We start from the raw sequence: 20,675 nt of genomic DNA, 5'->3' as shown, positions 1-20,675 counted from the left end.
GGGGTCGGGGACGCGGGAGACAAGCGGTCACCACCTGATGGAGTACGCAGGGGCGCACGCCAGGTCGGGCCGGGAGGAAAGACAGACGCCTTTCAGGCTACCTGCGCGGGCGGGGTCCCGTGACCGCGTACGACTGCTTCACCGGGCTCATCGACATCACTAACTCGCCCTGACATCAAGGGAGTTGGGCACCCGAGGTACGGCGACAGCGGTACGTCTCCACCCCGGCCCACCCCTCCCCCTTCTCCCGGCCTTCCCGCCCTTCCCGGCCCCCCCCCCGGGCACTCACCCCTCCCGCCGGGCCGGTTGCACCTGGCTCTCACCGAGGACTCGGGCGCGGGCGCGATGGGCGGTCGCGTCGGTGAGGCAGCCGCTGAGTCGCATCACGTCGTGCTCGGACAGGGCGGGGCGGATCACTCCGGCCCAGACGTCCGTGTCGAGACGGGTCAGCGGGGCCCGCACGTTGAGGGCGGCGGTGGCGCGGCGGCACCGCTCCCACAGCTCGCGCGCGGCCAGGGCGCGGGCGTTCGCGTCGTCGGTGCCGTGCACCTCGACCTGATAGACGAGGGTGGTCGCGGCCGAGCCCGCCGACTTGCCCGGGCGGGTCTGGGTGGCATCGGACAGCGTGTCCACGAGGAGGGCGAGGAGCAGCCCGCAGGCGGCGACCACGGCGGTCAGGATGAGCACGCGGGCCGTGCGGGGCGCCGGGACGGCGGGCCTGTCCTCCAACTCCGGCGCGCGGCCGATGAGTTCGCGCGGCGGCGCGGCCAGCGGAGCGAGGCGCCCGGCGAGCCGACGCTCCGCTCCGGGCCGGGCGGTGGCCGCCGAGATCCGCTGGACGACCCAGGCGACGCCGGACAGGAGCACTCCGGCGACCATCAGGACGGGCACGAAGACGTACGTGCGGTGGGCACCGTCGGGCTCACGCGACTCCAACCACCGGAACCGTACGTCCTGTTCGTCACCGGACTCCCGCAGCCGCCGCCACACCTCCTCGGTGCGCTCCCCCGTGTCGGCCACCCGGTGCTCAAGGCGCCCGATGCGGCTCAAGAGCACGGCGCAGCCGAGGAGGACCTCCACGACCAGGAGCAACACCCCGCAGATGAGGGCGCGTTGCCACTCCCAGCGGGTGAGGTAGACGACGCTGTAGGCGGCGGCCGCGGCGGCGGTGAGACCGCCGAGGAGATAGCTCACGTATTTCATGAGGCCATGCCCTCCCGGTAGTCGGGGCAGTTGGGCCGGTAGTCCGTACGGTCGGGCGGGGCGGCGCCGGTGTCGTCGGGGGAGCTGGGCGACGCGTCGGGGCCGGAAGTCGTCATGGGGCGTGCCGGAGCGTCCGGGGCCAGGGGTGGGGGCGGGACCTCGGAGACGGCCGCCTCCGGCCTGGACATCGGATCGACCCCGGACGCCCCGTCCGCCACGTCCGTCATGGCGGTCCCCCCTGTCGCTCGGGCCAGGGGCGGGTGCGGTGTCCCGGTCGTCGCCGACTCCGCCGGGCCAGTCGCCTCCGGCACGGACGTCATGCCCGTCGCAGCGGTCGCCTCCGCCATGGCCATCCGCCGCACCACCTCCCCCGTCCCCCCGTCCACAGATATCCGCGTCCCCTCCGGGAACCGGTCGAGCGCGTCGCGGACCCCCACCGCCGTGGGCACCCGGTACTCGCGGGCCAGGACGGCGAGGTGGGAGAGGACGCTGCCGGTCTCGGCCACCAGGGCGGTGAGGCCGGGGAGGAGGGGGGCCAAGGACGGGTCGAGGGTGCGGACGATCAGGATCGCGTGTCGGGGCGGGGTGCCGGTTCCGTGCCAGGCGGTGCCCGAGCCGTAGCCGCCGCCCGCGCCCTGGCCGGGAGTCCTCTTGCCGCGCCTGGGCGGTTCGGGCACCGGGCATCCGGCGGCGAGGCGGAACACGGCGGGCAGGGCGGGGCGGTGCGGGCGGGGCAGCCGTTCGGGGAGGTCGGCGGGGAGGCCCGCGCCGTCGCTCGCGGCCGTCAGCTCGGACCAGCGCAGCAGGGCCGCGCGGGACGGGTCGTCGATGAGCCCGGCCGCCGTGAAGCGGTGGGCGATCTCGCGCACCATGCTCGCCTGCATCTCCTGCACCCAGCGGATGCGCAGCCGCAGGCCTTCGCGGGGCGGGAGCGCTGCCGTGCCGCGCGGCACCCCGGCCCACGCGGTGCGCGCGGGCAGCGGCGGGCGCGGGCCGAGCGACGGCGGGAGCAGGGAGAGCAGGACGGGGTGCCGGGCGATGAGCCTCGCGTCGTCCGGGTCGGCGGTGAGCCGCGCGACGTCCAGCGCGGGACGGTGACGCGCGGCATCAGGCACGGCACGGTGGCGCGCGACATCAGGCTCGGCAACGTGCCGTACGTCGTCAGACTCGGCGACGCATCGCGCGCTGTCGAATCCGGCGGCGCGCCGCGCGCTTTCGGGTTCGGCGACGCGCCGTGCGCCGTCGGATCCGGCGACGCGCCGCACGCTGTCAGGTGCGGCGGCACGCACCTCGGACAGGTCGGCCGGGACCTCGCCAGCGGCACGCACCCCGGACAGGTCAGCCCGGGCCTCGCCCGCGGCGCGCGCCTCGGGCAGGACGGCCAGGACCGCGCCAGCGGCACGCACCTCGGACAGCACCGCCAGCGCCTCGCCGACGGCAGTGGCACCCGAGTCCTGCGCCAACAGGGCCCCGGCCAGGGACTCCTGGGCGTGCAGCGACGCCAGGACCGTACGGCCCCAGGACACCGCGGCGAACAGCCGTCCGCTCAACATCGCGTCCGGGGGCGGCAGTTCACTCAGGTACCGGTCCACATCGGCCATGAGGTCGACGGCCAGCATCGGCAGGGCGGCGCGCAGCCGCCCGGTCCGCCAGGCCGCTCCGGCACGGCGGGCGCCCGGGGCGGGGTTGAGGAAGGCGAGGGCGGGGTGGCGTGCGGGGGCCGCGCCGAGGAGTCTCAGGTCGGCGGCCGCGCGCCCGTCGACGGCTGTGACGACGGGCAGTCGGCGCAGCAGCCCGCGCGGGGCCGAGCCCGTGAGGTCAAGGGCGAGCGTCAGGCCGTACGACATGGGGGCCAGCCACAGGTCCTCCGCCAGCGGCTGTACGACGCCGGGGAAGGTCTCGGCCACAGGCCCCGGGCCGAGCAGGCGGGCGCCGCGGGGCGGGGCCGTGGGCATCGCCGTGATCGGGCGGGTCTGGAACAGCCACAGCCGGTCGTCCGCGTCGAAGCCGAACTCGATGTCCTGCGGGCCGCCGAACTCCCGCTGCGCCAGGCGGGCGAGGCGCACCAGGCGACGCAGTCGGCCGCGGCCGAGGAGGCGGGTGCCGCGCGGCTCGGCGGGTTCGGTGCGGACCAGGCGGGCGCGGCGGGTGAGGTGGTAGCGCACGCCGTCGACGCTGCCGTCGACCAGCCGGTCGGGGCCGCCGGGCACGGCGCTGACGAGCACCCGGTCGTACCGCCCCGCGAGCGGGTCCGCGCCGAACATCACCCCGCCGACGACGGCACGCACCATGGGCTGCACCAGCACGGCCATGTCCGAGCGGGCGGCACCGGCACCGCCGTCCGCCGCGCCCTCCGCGTCCCCTGCGTCCGCCGGGCGCCGTTCGGGGACACGGCGCGCGGAGCGGAGCACCCGCCGCACGGCGTCGGTGAACGCGTCCCAGCCGTGCACGTCGAGCACCGTCTCGAACAGCCCCGCCAGGGACGACTCGGCGCCGTCCTCGTACGCGGAGGACGACCGGACGACGAGCGGTCGCGTACCGCCGTCGCTCAACTGCTCCCAGGCGCGCCGCAGTTCACCATCGCCCTGCGGCACTCCGCCGCCCCGCAGCGCTCCCCCGCCCCCCGGCGCTCCCCCGTCCTCCGGCGCCCCAGCACCCTCGTCCGCGGCCGCCACCACGAACCCCGGCAGCACCGGCAACCCCGCCCCGGCCGCCCGCGCCAGATGCGCCGCCTTCGCCCCGGCGACCCGGGCGTCCCGCGCCCGCCGGGCGTCCAGAGCGACCACCGCGAGCCGGTCCCCGTCGACGTCGATCATGGGCAACCCCCTCCGCGCGAGCACACCCCCGGGCCCCCGTCCGCCGGGCACACGACACCGCTCCGCGCGGGACGAAGGGCCTGGCAGCCGGGCTGAAAACGGTCCAGTCCTTAGCACGGACGCGTGTCGTCACAGCGAAGTTGAGTTCGCGCCCGCACGAATCGAGCCGAATCGTCTCTTCGGTGCCGATCGGCGCGGTTCCCCCGGGCCGAGGCCCCGGCGTCAGTCCCGCCCGCCCCGGAGGTGGTCGAGGACCAGGCGCCCGCGCGGCGACAAGCGGTAGCCGACGTCCAGGCTCTCCGTCAGCCCGCGTTCCTTCAGCTTGCGGACGTCGGACTCGAAGGGGAGCTTCTCGCGGCCCGCCCGCTCGGCGAGGTCGGCGGCGCGGACGGCGGGGTGCGCGGCGATGAGTTCGAGGGTGGCGGTGGTCCACGGGCCGTGGCCGCTGCGGGCGTCCATCCGGCCGAGGGCGGTGACGATGGCGTCCAGGTCGGCGGCGGAGAGGTCCGTGTCCGCGCGCAGGCCGATGCGGGGGTCGGCGCCGACGCGGCGGAGGGTGACGCGGTAGAGGGTGCGGTCGGCGCCGGGACGCTGGTCGGCGAGGAGGCTCGCGCGGTCGGCGTATCCGGCGCGGCGGGCGTCGCGGTCACTGACGGCGCTCTCCTCGACGGCGGCCACCGCGTCGACGGCGAGTACTCCGACCGCGGTACGCAGCTGTGTGCCGGGCCGGACGGCGGGCCGGGCCCAGCGCCGGAACGCCAGGTCGACCTCACCGGCGGCGATGTGGGCCAGGGCCTCCTGGCTGAACAGCACGGGCACCTCCGGGGTGGGGGGTCCTGTGGCGGCCACCGGCCGACACGGGGAAGTCTCCATCAGGCGGACGCCGCCCGCACCGGCAGCCGGACGCCGACGGCACCGGCAGCCGGACCTCGGGCCGCGCGGTCGGCCGACCGCGCCCGCACAGCACAGCGGCCCGGTGACCGAGATGGTCACCGGGCCGCCGTACCAGTACAGGCGATTCAATGTGCGCTGCCGACCGGAGCCGACCGCGTCATCGCACGCGCTGCAGCTCCCGCTCGGGGTCGCTGTGCGGCGCGGCCCCGCCGTTCACGTCGCCGAGCTGCTTGTGCAGCTTCTCGCCCTCCACGTCCACGTTCGGAAGGAGCGCGTCCAGCCAGCGCGGCAGCCACCAGGCGGACTTGCCGAGCAGTGCGAGCACCGCGGGCACGATCGCCATGCGGACCACGAAGGCGTCGAAGAGGATGGCCGACGCGAGGCCGAAGCCCATCATCTTGATCATGTCGTCGTTCTCCATGATGAAGCCGGAGAAGACGCTGATCATGATGACACCGGCAGCGGCGACGACGCGTCCGCTGTGGGTGAAGCCGGTGACCACTGCCTCGCCGGGGCGCGCCCCGTGGACGTACGCCTCACGCATCCGCGTGACGAGGAAGACCTCGTAGTCCATCGCGAGACCGAACACCACACCGATCATGAAGATCGGCATCATGCTCATGATCGGGCCGGGCTGGTCGACGCCGAAGACATCGGCGAGGTGGCCCTGCTGGAAGACCGCCACGACCGCGCCGAGCGCCGCGAGCACCGAGAGGAGGAAGCCCAGGGCCGCCTTCAGCGGCACCAGGATGGAGCGGAACACCAGCATCAGGAGCAGGAAGGCCAGGCCGACGACGAGACCCAGGTACGGGATCAGGGCGTCGTCGAGGGTCTGCGAGAAGTCGATGGTCAGGGCCGTCGAGCCGGTGATCAGGACCTCGGAGCCGGTCTTGCCCTCGACACCGCTGATGTCGGAGCGGATCTTCTTGACCAGCTTCTCCGTGTCGGCGTCACTCGGGCCGGTCTTCGGCGTGACCGTCATGGTCGCCGTGTTGTCGCCCTTGTTCGGCAGGGCCGGGGAGACACTCACGACGCCGTTGAACTTCTTGAGCTCCTCGCCGACGTCCTTCGCCGCGGCGCCCGCGCCCTTCTCCTTGTCGACGACGACCGTCAGCGGGCCGTTGAAGCCCTTGCCGAAGGAGTCCGACAGCATGTCGTACGCCTTGCGCTGGGTGGTGTCCGTCGCGAAGGTGCCCTCGTCGGGCAGGCCGAGCTCCAGCTTGGAGGCCGGGGCGGCGATGGCGCCGAGGCCGACGACGGCGAACAGCAGCACGATCAGCGGGCGGCGCAGCACGAACCGGGCCCAGCGGGTGCCGAGCTTCGGCTTGGCGTTCGCGTCGGTGAACGGCGTACCGAAGGGCTTCTTGCGGTCCTTGCGGCGCAGCACCTTGCGGCGGCCGAAGCCGAGCAGCGCCGGGATGAGGGTGAGCGCGATCAGCACGGCGATCACGACCGTGCCGGCTGCGGCCATACCCATCTTGGTGAGCAGCGGGATGTTGACGACCATCAGTCCGGCGAGCGCGATGACGACGGTGAGTCCCGCGAAGACGACTGCGGAGCCCGCGGTTCCGACGGCGCGGCCGACCGCGTCCTCCGGTTCTCGTCCTTCGGCGATCTCCGCTCGGTAGCGGGACACGATGAACAGCGCGTAGTCGATGCCGACCGCGAGACCGATCATCATCGCGAGCGTCGAGGTGGTGCTGGACAGCTCCAGGGTGCTGGCGAGCGCCGTGATGCTGGAGATGCCGATGCCCACGCCGATGAGGGCGGTCAGGATCGGCATGCCCGCGGCGATCATCGAGCCGAAGGTGATGAGCAGGACCACCGCGGAGACCGCGATGCCGATCAGCTCGGCGCTGCCGCCCATCGACTGCTCGGTGGGAACGGCGTCACCGCCCGCCTCGACGGTCAGACCGCCCTTGCGGGTGTCCTTCAGGATGTCGACCAGCGCGTCCTTGTTCTTGTCACTCAGCTCGGTGCCGGTGACCTTGTAGGACACGGTCGCGTAGGCGGTGGTGCCGTCCTTGCTGACGGCGCCCACCTTGAACGGGTCGTCGACCTTGGAGACCTTCGCGCCCTTGCCCAGGCGGTCGACCAGCTTCTCGACCTTCGCCTTGTTCTCGGCGGCGCTGATCTTCTCGCCGCCGGGGGCGCGGACGACTACGCGGGCGGTGGCGCCGTCGGCGTTCGTCTGCGGGAAGCGCTCGTCGAGCAGGTCGAAGGCCTTCTGCGACTCCGTGCCCGGCATGGAGAAGGTGTCGGCGGGTGCTGCGGGAGCCGCTGAGGCCGCGAAGCCGGCGCCGACGAACAGAAGCACCCATATGAGTGCCATCCATCCGCGTCGCCTGAAGGCGAGGCGGCCCAGTTTGTAGAGGAACGTAGCCACGGCGAAAGGGACTCCCGTCGGGATTGGCAGAGACGACCTTCGTCAGCGCCAGCGGCACGTCAGTACAGGTCGGCAGGATCCCCTCCATCGTGACTGCCGGTTCTGCCACGGAAGTCAGACTGCGGGCCGGACTATCGGCCCACGACCGGTGTAGTCCTGACAGGGGCAGCTCATCCTCGGGTAGGAGACGCGCAGAGTCCGTGTAGGTCTCATGTACCAAAGGGTCAAGAACGGTGTGATCTGCGTCTCTCGGACACCAACTTGCCCACAATGCGCCTCAATTCGGGACAGAGGCCGTGTTGTTGATCACGGAACCAGGGTGACACGGACACCCACTGTGCCGTTCACCCCACGCCGCAGCCTGCTGCCGAGCAGGACCATCCTCCCGGTCAGGCCGTACTTGCGCACGAGGAGTCTGCGGTAACGCGCAGTCGTCGTCGAGTCACAGATCTCGGCGGTGGCCGGAACCTGATCCCCCGTCGGATTGCCGCGTACGTCGCAGGGACCGACGAGCACGTCCGCCCGGCGCCGGATCCGCTTCACCTTCCAGCTGTCCGTCACCGTCCAGATCCCGAGCGCGTCGCCGTCCCGCACCACCCAGACGGGCGTCGGCACCCCGGTGCCGTTCTTGCGGTAGCTGGTGACCAGTACGTACTTGCCCTGGGCGAGGCGGTCGAGCCGCGAGGTGTCCATGCCGTGGAGTCTAGGGACGCGCCGGGCGGTATTGGCGTGATGATGACGTCGGCGGGCGCGTGCCGGAGCGATGAGTTCCGCGTGCGCTGCGGCACGCCGCGGGAGTTCGCCGAGAACCCGTCGAACCGGCTGTGTCCCACCCTCGGACCGCGCGAGGAGCAAAGCCGTGGGGTCGTGTCCCACGAGCACCATTCGTTCCCCGTCGCACCACCGGATACAGCGTCATCTTGACGGTATGGCAATGGAGTTGAGGGACGGGAGTGCCCCCGGGACCGTCTCCATCGACCGCCTGAGGGACGGCGCCGCTGTTGCTATCGTGATCCGGAGTCAGACCGGGAGACACCGCCGGGGGACACCGGGGGACAGCAGTCTTGGGGGATCATCCGTGCCGAACTCTCGCCGTGTCGGTGCCTGGCTCATCGACTTCGCGTTGGTGGTGGCGGCGGCCTGCGGGCTCGCGGTCCTGACCTTCCATCGCATCTCGGCACTCATCACCGATGTGCCCGAGCTGATGACCAAGGGCAGCTGGCACTTCGTCAAGTCCGGGGGCGACGCCCAGGGAGCGGCCGGGAACGTGGTCGACTCGCTGTGGAAGGACGCGGTGGGCTACGTCCAACAGGGCTTCCTGGCCCTGATCGTGCTCACCTTCCTCTACCAGTGGCTCACGCTCACCTGCACCGGCCGGACGCTGGGCAAGGCCCTGATGGGCTTGCGCGTCACGCCGCGCACACCCTCGCGCACCGCGGTGCGGGCGGCCGTCACCACCGCGGCCGACGTCGCGGTGTACGCGCTGGCCTGCTGCCTGCTGGTGCAGGGCTGGCTCGTCCTGTCCGTGCTGTGCTGGATCGCGGCAGTCGCCCTGTTCCTGCTGAACGTGCTCCCGGTGCTCTCGCGGTCGTCCCGCTCGCTCGCGGACCGCGTCGCCGGTACGGCCGTGGACTCCCCCGGATTCGCCGGGCTGCCCTCCGCCCGGCGCGAGCCCGACCAGCCCCAACGGAACCTCACCAGCTGGTGACGCGGTGGCGTCGGCCCCGGTCGGGCCGACGCCACCCCGCGTTCCGAAGGTCCGGGCGCCGGGCCGCCCGCTCAAGCCCGCGCGCCCCCGCCGCGTCGACCCGTCGGACGGCCCTAGGCCTTGGCCCCGCCGCTCCCCCGCAGCACCTCGATCACGCTCGCGTAGCTGTCCCCGCCGTGCCCCGCCGCCTGCGCCCGCCGCATGGTCGCCTGCAGCAGCTCCGGCAGCGCGTTGTCGACGCCCCGGTCGGCCGCCGCGTGGATGAGGTGGTCGATGGCCCCGATCTGTACGTCGACGGTCGCGTCGTCGCCCGGGTAGCGGCCCTCGTCCACCTGCGCCGCGTACCGCGTGAGGAAGCCGCTCACCGCGCCGCCGAGCCAGCGGTTCGCGAGCGCGGTGAACTCCGTGGCGGCCACCTTGTCCGCGCCGACGAGCGCCGTGCCGTGCAGCCAGCCGGTGAACGTGGACCACATGAGGCCGAGCAGCGCGGCGTCGTACAGCGAGGCGACCGCCGGGTCCGGGCCCAGGAACAGCGCGTCGCCGAGGACGTCCAGGGTTTCCTTGTGCGCGGTGAAGGTGTCCCGCGAACCGCTGTAGAGGAACATCATGTCCGGCCGTCCGACGCCGGGCGGCGTGGTCATGATGGCGCCGTCGAGGTAGCCGGCGCCCTGGCCCTCGGCCCAGTCCCTGAAGTCGCGGGCCTGCTCCGGCGATCCGGAGGTGACGTTCACCAGGGCGCGGCCCGGGAGCCGGTCGGCGACCGGGTCGAGCACGGTGTGCAGCGCGTCGTAGTCGAGCACACAGGCGATCACCAGCTCGGCGGCGGTCACCGCCTCCGCGGGCGTCGCCGCGACCCGCGCGCCACGCTCGGCGAGGGCCTTCGTCTTCTCGTGCGAACGGTTCCAGACGGTGGTCGGGTGGCCGTGCTCCAGGAAGGCGGCGGCTAGGGCCGTGCCCATGTTGCCGAGTCCGATGACGGTCACAGGGGCGCGTCGTTCTGCGCTCATTGCGTGGTTACTCCTCAAAGCTCCGCCTTTGGGCGGCTGATCACGTTGATCACGTACGGACCACCCTCGCAGCGCGCCGAGGACCCCGACAGTGACGGTGGTGCCGGTGCCCACCAAATTCCTGCCAGTGCGGCGGGCGCCGTATTCTCGGCCGCATGAGCGCTGGTTCTGTCGCGGTGGTCGTGACCGAGGAGATCGGGGTCCCGTCGTGGGACCTGTACGAACTGAGCATCCCGTGCACGGTGTTCGGCAAGCCCCAGCCGGACCTGGCCGACCCCTGGTACGACCTGCGGCTGTGCGGGATCACCGGCGGCGGGGAGGACGACGCCGCCACGGGGGCGGGCTTCTCGCTGCGCACGCCGTACGGGCTCGACGACCTGGTGGGCGCGGACACCGTCATCGTGCCGTCGGTGCCGGACGCCTGCCTCGAGGAGGGCGCGCCGCTGCCGCCCGGCCTCGTCGACGCGCTGCGCCGCGCCCACGCGGCGGGCGCCCGCATGGTCTCGCTGTGCAACGGCGCCTTCGCGCTCGCCGCGGCGGGCCTCCTCGACGGCCGCAGGGCCACCGCGCACTGGCAGCACACGGCCCAACTCGCCGCCCGCCACCCGCGAGTGCGGGTCGACGACTCGGTCCTGTACGTGGACGACGGCGACGTCCTGACCAGCGCGGGCCTGACCGCGGGTCTCGACCTGTGCCTGCATCTCGTACGCCGTGACCTCGGCGCGCACGTCGCCAACCAGCTCGCCCGCCGCATGGTGGTGCCCGCCCACCGGCCGGGCGGGCAGGCCCAGTTCATCGATCTGTCGGTGCCCGCCACGGACGACGCGGGCCTCAGCCCCGTCCTGGAGTGGGCCCGGGAGCGCCTCGACCAGCCGCTGACGGTGACGGATCTGGCGCGGCGCGCGGCGATGAGCCCGCGCACCTTCTACCGCCGCCTCCAGGCCGCCACCGGCACGACACCCCTGCAGTGGCTCCTCAACCAGCGCCTCGCGCGCGCCCAGAGCCTCCTGGAGTCCACCGGTCTGCCCATCGAGAAGGTCGGCGAACTCAGCGGCCTCGGCACGGCGAACAACCTGCGCCACCACTTCCTGAAGCAGGTCGGCGTGTCCCCGAGCGACTACCGCCGCGCGTTCCCGCAGTTGAGCGCGGCCGTGCCCGACCGGGCGCCGGCGCGGCCCGCCTGACGGCGCGTCGATAGTCTCGGCCCCTCGGGAAAGGGGTTCGGATGGACCGGAACATACGCACCGTGGACGACGTGTTGAAGCTGCTCGACGGGCTGTTCGCGCCGGGGGCCGACCGCTGGACGGCGGACGCGGGCGACTGGTGGGACGGCTTCTACGCCGACCGGTCCAAGCCGGTGCCGTTCTTCGTGGCGAAGCCCGACGCGAGCCTCGCCTCGTACGTCGAACGGGGCCTCGTCCAGCCGGGGCGCGCCCTCGAACTGGGCTGCGGTCCGGGCCGCAACGCCCTGCACCTGGCCGCGCTCGGCTTCGCCGTGGACGCCGTCGACGTCTCGCCCGCCGCGCTCGCCTGGGCGAGGGAGCGCGCCCGTGCGGCCGGGGCGGAGGTCCGCTTCCACCTCGGCGACGCGTTCGCGCTCGACCCCGCCGTGCTGGACGGACCGTACGACCTGGTCTACGACTCGGGCTGCTTCCACCATCTGCCGCCGCACCGCCGCGTCAGCTACCTCGCCCTGCTGGAACGCGCCCTCGCGCCCGGCGGCCACTTCGGCCTCACCTGTTTCGCGGCGGGCGGCATGGGCTCCGAACTCCCCGACGCCGACCTCTACGGCGGCTCCGGACTCCAGGGCGGCCTCGCCTACACCGCGGAGTCGCTGCGCTGGATCTTCTCCGACCTCACCGAGGTCGAGCTGTGCCGGATGCGCGACGAGCCGCCCGAGTCGGCGTACTTCGGCGAGCCGTTCCTGTGGACGGGCTTGTTCCGCAAGGACGCCGCCGCCGAGGCCCCCGCTCCGTAGGGCGGCTTCGCCTACGGCCCGTCGCTCTCGACCGCGTCGTCCGCCCCGCCGTGGCCCCCGCCGACGCCGCGGCTGCGCGCGAGCAGCGTCGTCCCCACGACGACGAGGCCGACGGCCACCAACTTGGCCGCGCCGTGCAGCATCATCAGGTGGCCTTCGACGTCGAAGCCGCCGAGGAACAGGAAGAGCGCGCCGCCGACGCCGAGCAGGATGAGGACGACTCCGCCGACCGGGCCGAAACCGGCCCACCACGGCATCTCGACGGGGGCGGTGGCGTCCGCGCGGCTCACGTCGTCGGCGGTGTCCGCATCGGTGACGGTGGTCGTGTCGGCGCCGATGCCCGCCGCGTGCGCCACGTCGGCCGTCTTCTCCCTGTCGGACACGTTCCGCCTCTCCCCCGCACCCGTCGCCCCCGACGGCTCACTTGATCGATTCCCCGGACGCCGACGTTAGCGCCTGCGCGGTGATCGGCAAAGCATCTGTACCTACTAGTATGTACAAGACACTCGGCGCGCAGGCCACCGCCTGCGCGCCGCAGGGACCAGCGAAGGGACCACCGCCATGCCTTTTGTCCGCATAGACGCCCTGGAGGCCGGACCCGAGCGCCTCGACGCCCTCGGCCGGGCCGTGCACGACGCACTCGTGGAGACCATCGGCATCCCGGCCGACGACCGCTTCCAGGTGCTCAACGGCCACACCGGCGGGGGCAGCACGCTGCGGTACGACGACTATCTCGGCGTACGCCGGGACCGCGGCATCGTGTACGTGGCGATCACCATGCGCGCGGGCCGCACCCCCGACCGGAAGCGGGCGCTCTACCGGCGGATCGCCGAACTCGCCCAGGAGTACGCGGACACGGAGCCGCGGAACGTGTTCGTCACCGTGACCGAGAACGAGTCGATCGACTGGTCGCTCGGCAACGGCGTCGCGCAGTACGCCGAGCCGCCGCACCGGGGCGCCGGGCCCCTATAGGGCACTCCCGCTCCGCGCGCCCGGCGTTCGGCGACATCGTCATGCTCCCGCGTGACGCGGCCCGCGCCGGACGCCGCGAGTCGGGACAATGCACCCATGCCTGACGACTGGAAGCGGCAGATCGACGCGCTGCACAGCGACTTGGTCCGCCGTGACGACCCGGCCGCGTGGGTCAGCGAGGCCGACGCGGTGGATGCCTCGTATCTGTACCCACAACTAGCCGTGCGCGGACCGGTCTTCGGTCTTGCCGCCCGGGCGACCGGCGCCGAGGAGCCATGGCGGCTGCTCGGCGACGTCACCGACGGCACGCCCCAACAGGCCCGGGACGGCCTCAACTCCCTGCTGTGGTTCAAGGCGAAGGACGGGACCGACGACCCGGAGCAGCGGCGGGCGCTGCTCGCGGCCGTGGCGCGGCTCGAACGCGAGACGGTCAACGAGGTCACCGTGCTCGGCACGCGCTACCGGATCATCCGCGGCGACGAGTTCGCGCGCGCCGGCGCGGACGGCCTCGAACCGCCGCGGCCCACCGACCCCGAACCGGGCGACGTGTCCTGGGCGGACCGCCCCTCGCCGCCCTCGCAGGACATCGGCTTCACGCTCGGCCCGAACAGCGCCGAGGGCCTGATGGCGGGGGCACTGCGGATCGCGCTGCGCGGCTTCACCTACTCGGGCGGCCACCTCCCGCCGCCGCTCCGCAAGGACTCCGAGCTGGCCGCCCGGGACTACCCGGAGGTCGTCCTGCTCCCGGTCAGCTTCGGCGTCGCCGAGCGCCGGGGCGAGCGGTGGCGGCCGCGCGGCGCCCTCATGCCCACCCCGCACGACGCCCGGCGGCTGCTCGTCCACGGCATGACCGAGCTGTGGCCGCTCCTGTACGACTTCGACGACGCCGAACGCACCGCATTCCGCCGCGCCGCCGAGGACTTCAAGGCGGCGGGCCGCGCCAACCAGGTGGTCGTGCGCGACCGGTGCTTCCGCATCTGCCGCGTGGAACGCATGGTCCGGATCGGCACCGACGGGCCCGAGTCGGCGCGCCCCTCGGACATGGAGACGACGGAGCCCATGAAGCTGCATCCGACGATGGACGCGGACGGGGTCATCCACTACGACGAGTGAGCGCTGTCGCGGAACGACTCACACCGCCACAAAACACCATCGGCACCGCACCGGTTCCGGCTCCCCGGCGTCCGGGCAACCGGACATCTGTGTGTACGGGACACCGGTCCGGGGTAGCGGTTCGGGCGCCGACCGAACCGCCACCCCAGGTTGCGGCACTTGCCCCGCTTCTGGTTCCGTCGCGCGGGCGACCACTTGAACCGCGGCCCGACCGCCTAGCTGCTCGACGGAGTGCTGATGACCACCGAACCGAACCCGACCGCCCACCGCCCCGGTGGCGACTCGGCCGCTCCCACCCCCCGTTGGCTGCGCCGCACCCAGCCGCGCCCCGGTGCCCGGACCACCCTGGTGTGCTTCCCGCACGCGGGCGGCACCGCCTCCTTCTTCGCGCCGTGGGCGAAGCTGCTGCCGCTGGACGTGGAGCTGGTCGCGGTCCAGTACCCGGGCCGTCAGGACCGGATCGCGGAGCGGCCGATCGGAACCATGACGGAGCTGGCCGACGCGGTCACGGAGGCGCTGCGGGCGGGCCTGCGCCCCGATCGGGACCTGGTCTTCTTCGGCCACAGCATGGGCGCGGCGCTGGCCTGGGAGACGGCGCTGCGCCTGGAGGCGGGGCCGGGTCCCGCGCCCCGGCAGGTGTTCGTGTCCGGCCGCCAGGGTCCGCGCCGCCACCGTCCCGGGACCACCCATCTACTGCCGGAGGAGCGGCTCGTCGACGAGATCAAGCAGCTCGGCGGCACCGACCCGCAGCTCCTCGACGACCCCGACCTGCGCGAGATGGTGCTGCCCGCGATACGCGCCGACTACCGCCTGATCGAGACGTACCGGCCGGACCTGGCGGCGCGGCTCCGCTGCCCCATCGGCGTGCTCACGGGCGACCAGGACATCGAGGTGTCGCCGGAGGACGTGGAGGCGTGGCGCGACGCGGGCAGCGGTGACTTCTCCGCCCTGGTGCTGCCCGGCGACCACTTCTACCTGGCCGACCAGGCGGAGCGCGTCATCTCCTCGATGTTCGCCGGTCGCACCGTCTGAGCTCTGCGCCCCGTTGCGGGACGGCCCCGGCTCCCCGGGCGTCAGCCCGCGAAGGCCGTCCCCGGCAGGCCCTGGCCCGCGTTCTGGACCACGAGGACCGAGCCCGCCATCGGGTGCGGGCGGTCCAGGCCGGTCCGGGCCGACGTGACGTACAGGTCGCGCAGGTCCGGGCCGCCGAACGCGCAGGCCGTGGGGCGCGCCACCGGGAGGCGCAGGACGCGGTCCAGCGCCCCGTCCGGGGTGTAGCGCCGCACCTGCCCGCCGTCCCAGAGCGCCACCCACACGCAGCCGTCGGCGTCCACGGTCAAGCCGTCCGGGAAGCCGTCCGAGTCCGCGATCACGGCGAACTCCCGCCGCTCGACCGGTCGTCGGCCGTCCATGCGGCAGACGTCGACGCGCCGCGTGGGGCTGTCCACGTAGTACATGAGCGTGCCGTCGGGGCTCCAGCCGGTGCCGTTGCTGACGGCCACGTCAGGGAACACCTCGGTCACGGTGCCGTCCGCCGTGACGCGCGTGAGGCCACCGCCGCCGGGCGCTTCGTCATAGCGCATGGTGCCCGCCCAGAGCGCGCCGTCCGGGGCGACGGCCGCGTCGTTGCCGCGCCGTCCGGCGACCGGGTCGCGCACCAGCCAGGCGAAGGCGCCGTCCGGACCGTAGAGCCCGATGCCGTCGCGGAGGTTGACGACGATGCCGCCGCCGGCCCGCGGCTTGGCGGCGCCGACGTGCTGTTCCGTGGCGAGCACCGTGCGGCGGCCGCTCGCCGGGTCGTAGGTGTGGACACGGGAGTTGAGGATGTCCACCCAGATCAGCCGGTCGGCGGCCGGGTCCCAGGTGGGGCCCTCGCCCAGTTCGGCCCACTCGTGCACCGCGACCTCGACGACCGGATTCCACTTCGTCACCGTCTCACCCTTCGCCACCGCTCCACCTCTCGTCGGGGCCCCGCCTCGGCCGGGGCCGGGCGCCCGCCGCGATCCATGGCCACGGCTCACGCCCCCTGGGGCCCATCCAACCCGTCCGACCCGTCGGCGGCGAGTACGCGGGCATGCCGAAGACCCATGCGGCGCGCGAACTCGTGGCGATCACTGCCTCGTTCATCGATGGTGCGTCGATGAGGGCGGCACCGGCACGGTACTGGGTGCCGTCGTCGTCGGCCAGATGTCCGGCGTACCCGACGACGGCAGGTCATGCGTCGGTGGGGGCACCGACTACGGGCAGACCGCCGTCGCGGTCGTGCTGCTCGCGGCGGTCGGGGGCACTGTGCGCGGCGCGGGGGTGCGCCGTGCACGGGGGGCGGGGTGGTGGGACCCCGTCCGGTGGGCGGGGCCCACGCGGCGTATCAACGTCCGCGTGGTCGGTGCGCCCCGCCTGACACGCGGCGGTGTGACTGTCGACGCGCACGCGCGGGCCGACGCGAAGTGGCCGGCCACTGCCGGACAGATGCATTCCACCCGGCCGCAGTACGGGCAGACAGGAACCATGGTTGTCATGCGTGTCAATATGCCCTGTCGAAGTCAAGATTCCGTTAGAACCGGGTGAGTATCGGCTAGGTCGGGGTGGCCATTGTCCCTTTCGTGCGGGAAGTGCTCCGTGAGCTGTGTCTCCCTGAGCGCGCTGGTTCGCCCGGAGCGCAACTCCCGCCGCATTGCCCCTTTCCTCCGTAGAGTGATCATGTGGCTGAGACCTGGAATGAGACCGCCGAGGGCGTGCTGCGGCTGCCCTCCGGCCGACTTGTGCGCGGCCGGGGACTCCGTCGCCCGCTGCCCGCGGGACCTGAGCCCATGTTCGCCGTCCACCTCCAGGGCAAGCAGCCGCCCGAGGTGCCGTGGGACGCGCGCTGGCTGCGCTGGCCGGACTTCTGGCTGCCCACGGACCGGGTCGCGGCGCGTCAACTCCTCGGTGAGGCCTGGGCGCGCGCCGCGACGGAGCGGGTGGAGATCGCCTGTGGCGGCGGCTTCGGGCGCACCGGCACGGCCCTCGCCTGCCTGGCCGTGCTCGACGGCGTCCCGGCCGGGGAGGCCGTCGCCTATGTGCGCGCGCACTATCACCGCCGCGCCGTCGAGACACCCTGGCAGCGGCGCTACGTACGCGACTTCGGCACCCCGCCCGCCGGCTGACGCCCGCCCGGGGCACCGGGCACGTCAGCGGTTCAGGGCCACGAGCGTGGCGTCCAGGTCGGCGTCCCGAGGGCGGTTGTGCGGCAGCCTGGCCAGGACGCGGGCCATGCCGCAGGTGTCCGTGAGCGCGGAGAAGACCAGGCCACCGGCGATCGCGGCGGACAGCCACAGGGCGTACGGCCACAGCAGCCCGAGGGCCAGGCCGGTCAGGACCAGCGACCCGGCGGCCAGGCGGACTTGGCGCTCCATGGCCCAGGCGGTGCGGGGTGTGCCCTGGGGGTGCTCGACGTCGTATCCGCGCTGTGTCCAGGCGGTGGTGCCGCCGGTGAGGGTGGCGGCGGGGACGCCGTTCTCCGCCAGGGTCGCGCAGGCACGGGCGGAGCGGTTGCCGGAGGCGCACACCAGGAGGAGTTCGCCGCGTGCCGCCGCGGCCCGCAGGGCGGGCAGGGCTTCGGTGAGGCGTTCCAGGGGGATGTTGTGGGCGCCGGGCAGGTGCCCGGCGGCGAATTCACCGGGGGTGCGGACGTCTACGACGGCCAGTTCGTCCAGGCGTTGGCGCGCCTGGTCGGCGGTGAGCGCGGTGGGGGACGGCACGGGGGTTCCCTTCATCGGATGCCTCGGGATGTCTTGGTTGATACGTGCACCACTCCCGTACGGTACCCATAGGGGTATCCAGATCGGAGTGACCAGTGGAACTGACGATGGCGGCCGAGGAACTGAAGACGGCGGTCAACCGGCTGCGCCGGGCCCAGGGCCAGATCAACGGCGTGATCAAGATGATCGAGGAGGGCCGGGACTGCGAGGACGTCATCACCCAGCTCGCCGCCGCGTCCCGGGCGTTGGACAAGGCCGGGTTCGCCATCATCGCCACCGGCCTCCAGCACTGCCTGACCGACACGGAGTTGGCCGAAAGCGGTGACCGGGAGCGGATGCGGGCACGCCTGGAGAAGCTGTTCCTGTCGTTGGCGTGAGGGGGCGTCCGCCGCTTCTGACGGTGGCGTGAGTCGGCGCCCACGGCTCCCGTCACCCCCAGCCTCCGCCCCGGGCGACCGCGTCCGCCGCCATCGCGGCGGCCACCGCGAGCAGCACGACCGCGAACGTGCGGCGCAGCGCGGACCCGGAAAGCCTGGCCGCGAGCCGCTTGCCGTCCCAGGCGCCGAGGATCGCCGCGCCGGTGAAGGGCCCGACCACCGCCCAGTCGAGGCCGGTCGTCGTACTGCCGCGCGTGACCAGCGAGGCAACGGAGTTGACCGCGATGACCAGCAGGCTGGTTCCGGTGGCGGCCCGCATCTCGAAGGCGAGGACGGTGACGAGGGCCGGTACGACGAGGAAGCCACCGCCGACACCGAGGAGCCCGGTCAGCGCACCGAGCCCGGCCCCGGCCCCGGCCGCCCGCCCCGGCTTCGCCGCAGCCCGCTCCGCGCGGACCGCACGCCCTGCCCCGTCCGGGCGCTCCACCCCGCCCGAAGGGTCCACCCGGTCCGAAGGCTCCACGCCGTTCACACGCCCCACTCCACCGCCCCCGCGAGACTCCCCGCCGTCCCCGCGAGACACACTGCCGTCCCCACGAGACTCCCCGTCCCCGGATGCCGTGCCACCGCCGCTCCCCCTCCGCCCCACCCTCAGCATCAACACCCCGGCAACCCCCGCCACACCCGCGAACGCCGCCGTCAGCACCGGCTGGGGCAGCCGACCCGCCACCGCCCCGGCCCCGGCGGCGGGCAGAACCCCGGTCGCCGCGAACAGCGTCCCCGCCCGCCACCGCACCTGCCCCGAGCGGGCGTGGGCGTACAGCGCCGTGGCAGACGTGACCGCCACGATCAGCAGGCTCGCGGTCGTGGCCGCCGCCGGGGTGAAGCCCAGGAGGTAGATCAGGGCGGGCACGGCGAGCATGCTGCCGCCCCCGCCGAGTGCCCCGAGGGCCAGGCCGACCACGGCCCCGGCGGCCAGGGCCAGGACGAGCGGGCTCACGTTCGGGTGCAGGAGCGGCCGTCGTGGACGGGCAGCCCCGCCCGGGCCAGCGCGCCCGCGTCGAACACGTCGTCCACCACGACGACTTCGCGCCCGGCCGCGGCAAGCAGCGACGCCCCGATCGCCGCGCGCATCCCGCTGCCGCAGTGCACCCACACCACGCCGTCCGGCACCTCGCCGAGGCGTCCGCGCAGGGCGTGCAGCGGCACGTGCGCGGAGTCCTCGATGTGGGCGCCCGCCCGCTCCGAGGCGCGGCGCACGTCGAGGATCACCACGTCGTCCCGTTCCTTGCGGGCATCGGCCAGGTCGGCGAACGTGGCTCGGGGGAAGGACCCGAGGCGCTCCCCCGCGCGTACCCAGTCGCCGGGGTCGCCCGTCGCGCCCGCCGCCGGACGGTCGATGCCCACGCGCACCAACTCACGTTGCGCGTCGGCCAGTTGGCGTGGCGACTCGGCGAGCAGCGTGACCGGGGTGCCCCACGGGATCAGCCACGCCAGATACGTGGCGAGCTTGCCCTCGGCCTCGAAGTTGAGTGACCCCACGACGTGCCCGGCGGCGAACGCCACCCGGCCGCGCAGGTCCACCACCCACTCCCCGGCCCGGAGCCGCGCGGCGATCTCCTCGGCGTCGGCGGGCCCGGGCGGGGTCAGGTCGACGGGCGCGGGCCCGGCGGCGTTGGCCGGGCCCATGTGCGCGTAGTACGCGGGCACGTCGTCGAGCCCGGCGAGCAGTTCGGCCACGAACGTGTCCACGTCCTGGGTCAGGGCCGGGTTGGCCGTCCGTTCCGCGCCGATGGTGGTCGTGTCGCCCTCGGACCGCGCGGCCGAGCAGAAGCTGCCGAAGCCGTGGGTGGGCAGTACGCGCACCGCGTCGTCCAGTTCCTCGGCGAGCCGGTGCGCCGAGGCGTGCTGGGCACGGGCCAGCGACTCGGTGAGGCCTGGTTCGACCAGGTCGGGGCGGCCCACGGTGCCGATGAGCAGGGAGCCGCCGGTGAAGGCCGCCACCGGGTGGCCGCCCACCGTCAGGACGTACGACAGGTGGTGCGGCGTGTGACCGGGTGTGGCGACGGCGCGCAACGCCACTGCCCCGTCCACGGCCCCGTCCACCGCCTCGTCCACCGACACCACATCACCATCAGCGACCCCCACATGCGCAAACGCCACCCCCGCCCCCACCGGCACCACATACCGCGCCCCCGTCACCCGGGCCAGCTCCAGGCCGCCGCTCACGTAGTCGTTGTGGACGTGGGTCTCCGCGACGTACCCGATCCGTACGCCGCGGCGGGCCGCTGCCGCGATGACCCGGTCGATGTCGCGTGGCGGGTCGACGGCCACGGCGACGGCCTGGCCTCCGGCCAGATAGCTGCGGTTGCCGAGGCCCGCGAGTTCGAGGGTGTCGACGAAGAACACGGCTGTCACTCCCTTTCCGCTTCCGCCCTTCCGGGGCTGCGCCCTCGGGTCATTACCCCCGGGGGTATGGAA

General features: G+C 73.5%; 19 protein-coding genes. 8 read left to right on the top strand and 11 right to left on the bottom strand.

Annotation, left to right across the window (positions count from 1 at the left end; genetic code table 11):
- Nucleotides 1-285 precede the first annotated feature (285 nt).
- The 5 genes from IE274_RS08200 to IE274_RS08175 form a co-directional block, all read right to left on the bottom strand.
- Nucleotides 286-1,203 carry a hypothetical protein gene (locus tag IE274_RS08200; RefSeq protein WP_190114947.1) on the bottom strand — a complete coding sequence of 306 codons (918 nt, stop codon included), beginning with the start codon at nucleotides 1,201-1,203 and terminating at the stop codon, nucleotides 286-288.
- Nucleotides 1,200-4,019, bottom strand: a complete 2,820-nt coding sequence (locus tag IE274_RS39310) for a PEP/pyruvate-binding domain-containing protein (protein ID WP_229909368.1) — start codon at nucleotides 4,017-4,019, stop codon at nucleotides 1,200-1,202. Before IE274_RS39310 ends, IE274_RS08200 begins: the two co-directional genes overlap by 4 nt.
- Before the next feature lie 222 nt (nucleotides 4,020-4,241).
- Nucleotides 4,242-4,832, bottom strand: a complete 591-nt coding sequence (locus IE274_RS08185) for a hypothetical protein (protein WP_190114946.1) — start codon at nucleotides 4,830-4,832, stop codon at nucleotides 4,242-4,244.
- 238 nt (nucleotides 4,833-5,070) lie between these two features.
- Nucleotides 5,071-7,299: an MMPL family transporter gene (locus IE274_RS08180; protein WP_190114945.1), complete on the bottom strand. Its 2,229-nt coding sequence runs from the start codon at nucleotides 7,297-7,299 to the stop codon at nucleotides 5,071-5,073.
- A gap of 306 nt (nucleotides 7,300-7,605) precedes the next feature.
- Nucleotides 7,606-7,992, bottom strand: a complete 387-nt coding sequence (locus IE274_RS08175) for a PPOX class F420-dependent oxidoreductase (RefSeq protein WP_190114944.1) — start codon at nucleotides 7,990-7,992, stop codon at nucleotides 7,606-7,608.
- Between the two features lie 385 nt (nucleotides 7,993-8,377).
- Between IE274_RS08175 and IE274_RS08170 the strand changes: the two genes are divergently transcribed.
- Nucleotides 8,378-9,007, top strand: coding sequence for an RDD family protein (locus IE274_RS08170; RefSeq protein ID WP_229909366.1), 630 nt, complete (start codon nucleotides 8,378-8,380; stop codon nucleotides 9,005-9,007).
- Between the two features lie 113 nt (nucleotides 9,008-9,120).
- Here IE274_RS08170 and IE274_RS08165 read toward each other — a convergent pair whose 3' ends face one another.
- On the bottom strand, nucleotides 9,121-10,014 hold the full coding sequence (locus IE274_RS08165) for an NAD(P)-dependent oxidoreductase (RefSeq protein ID WP_190114943.1): 894 nt from the start codon (nucleotides 10,012-10,014) through the stop codon (nucleotides 9,121-9,123).
- Between the two features lie 176 nt (nucleotides 10,015-10,190).
- On the opposite strand from IE274_RS08165, the gene IE274_RS08160 reads away from it, so the two are divergent.
- Both IE274_RS08160 and IE274_RS08155 read left to right on the top strand, forming a co-directional pair.
- A complete protein-coding gene (locus tag IE274_RS08160) occupies nucleotides 10,191-11,198 on the top strand; it encodes a helix-turn-helix domain-containing protein (protein ID WP_443732144.1) in 1,008 nt (335 codons plus the stop codon).
- Between the two features lie 41 nt (nucleotides 11,199-11,239).
- On the top strand, nucleotides 11,240-11,992 hold the full coding sequence (locus IE274_RS08155; RefSeq protein WP_190114941.1) for a class I SAM-dependent methyltransferase: 753 nt from the start codon (nucleotides 11,240-11,242) through the stop codon (nucleotides 11,990-11,992).
- An 11-nt stretch (nucleotides 11,993-12,003) separates the two neighbouring features.
- Here the strand turns inward: IE274_RS08155 and IE274_RS08150 are convergent, their stop codons facing one another.
- Nucleotides 12,004-12,375 (bottom strand): hypothetical protein, encoded by a 372-nt coding sequence (locus IE274_RS08150; protein WP_229909365.1) that lies wholly within the window; start codon nucleotides 12,373-12,375, stop codon nucleotides 12,004-12,006.
- 178 nt (nucleotides 12,376-12,553) lie between these two features.
- Here IE274_RS08150 and IE274_RS08145 point away from each other — a divergent pair, with 178 nt between their 5' ends.
- The 3 genes from IE274_RS08145 to IE274_RS08135 all read left to right on the top strand — a co-directional run bounded on the left by IE274_RS08145 (nucleotide 12,554) and on the right by IE274_RS08135 (nucleotide 15,109).
- Entirely contained in the window at nucleotides 12,554-12,964 is a 411-nt protein-coding gene (locus IE274_RS08145) for a tautomerase family protein (protein WP_190114940.1), read from the top strand.
- 96 nt (nucleotides 12,965-13,060) lie between these two features.
- A complete protein-coding gene (locus IE274_RS08140; protein WP_190114939.1) occupies nucleotides 13,061-14,077 on the top strand; it encodes a DUF5954 family protein in 1,017 nt (338 codons plus the stop codon).
- Between the two features lie 237 nt (nucleotides 14,078-14,314).
- Nucleotides 14,315-15,109: a thioesterase II family protein gene (locus tag IE274_RS08135; protein WP_190114938.1), complete on the top strand. Its 795-nt coding sequence runs from the start codon at nucleotides 14,315-14,317 to the stop codon at nucleotides 15,107-15,109.
- Nucleotides 15,110-15,150: 41 nt separating this feature from the next.
- On the opposite strand, the gene IE274_RS08130 is transcribed toward IE274_RS08135, so the two are convergent.
- Nucleotides 15,151-16,026 (bottom strand): SMP-30/gluconolactonase/LRE family protein, encoded by an 876-nt coding sequence (locus tag IE274_RS08130; protein ID WP_229909364.1) that lies wholly within the window; start codon nucleotides 16,024-16,026, stop codon nucleotides 15,151-15,153.
- Between the two features lie 753 nt (nucleotides 16,027-16,779).
- Here IE274_RS08130 and IE274_RS08125 point away from each other — a divergent pair.
- Nucleotides 16,780-17,223 carry a protein-tyrosine phosphatase family protein gene (locus IE274_RS08125; protein ID WP_190114937.1) on the top strand — a complete coding sequence of 148 codons (444 nt, stop codon included), beginning with the start codon at nucleotides 16,780-16,782 and terminating at the stop codon, nucleotides 17,221-17,223.
- Between the two features lie 24 nt (nucleotides 17,224-17,247).
- On the opposite strand, the gene IE274_RS08120 is transcribed toward IE274_RS08125, so the two are convergent.
- Nucleotides 17,248-17,832 carry a rhodanese-like domain-containing protein gene (locus tag IE274_RS08120; protein ID WP_190114936.1) on the bottom strand — a complete coding sequence of 195 codons (585 nt, stop codon included), beginning with the start codon at nucleotides 17,830-17,832 and terminating at the stop codon, nucleotides 17,248-17,250.
- Between the two features lie 80 nt (nucleotides 17,833-17,912).
- On the opposite strand from IE274_RS08120, the gene IE274_RS08115 reads away from it, so the two are divergent.
- Nucleotides 17,913-18,194, top strand: a complete 282-nt coding sequence (locus IE274_RS08115) for a metal-sensitive transcriptional regulator (protein WP_030358230.1) — start codon at nucleotides 17,913-17,915, stop codon at nucleotides 18,192-18,194.
- A 52-nt stretch (nucleotides 18,195-18,246) separates the two neighbouring features.
- Here IE274_RS08115 and IE274_RS08110 read toward each other — a convergent pair whose 3' ends face one another.
- Both IE274_RS08110 and IE274_RS08105 read right to left on the bottom strand, forming a co-directional pair.
- Nucleotides 18,247-19,194 carry a sulfite exporter TauE/SafE family protein gene (locus IE274_RS08110; RefSeq protein WP_190114935.1) on the bottom strand — a complete coding sequence of 316 codons (948 nt, stop codon included), beginning with the start codon at nucleotides 19,192-19,194 and terminating at the stop codon, nucleotides 18,247-18,249.
- Nucleotides 19,191-20,603 (bottom strand): MBL fold metallo-hydrolase, encoded by a 1,413-nt coding sequence (locus IE274_RS08105; protein ID WP_190114934.1) that lies wholly within the window; start codon nucleotides 20,601-20,603, stop codon nucleotides 19,191-19,193. The genes IE274_RS08110 and IE274_RS08105 overlap by 4 nt, the downstream gene beginning before the upstream one ends.
- Nucleotides 20,604-20,675: the final 72 nt, after the last annotated feature.

This window comes from Streptomyces flavofungini (assembly GCF_014650815.1).
Taxonomy (GTDB): domain Bacteria; phylum Actinomycetota; class Actinomycetes; order Streptomycetales; family Streptomycetaceae; genus Streptomyces; species Streptomyces flavofungini.
The sequence above is the reverse complement of the archived record's forward strand: the minus strand, read 5'-3'. Positions and strand labels throughout refer to the sequence as shown.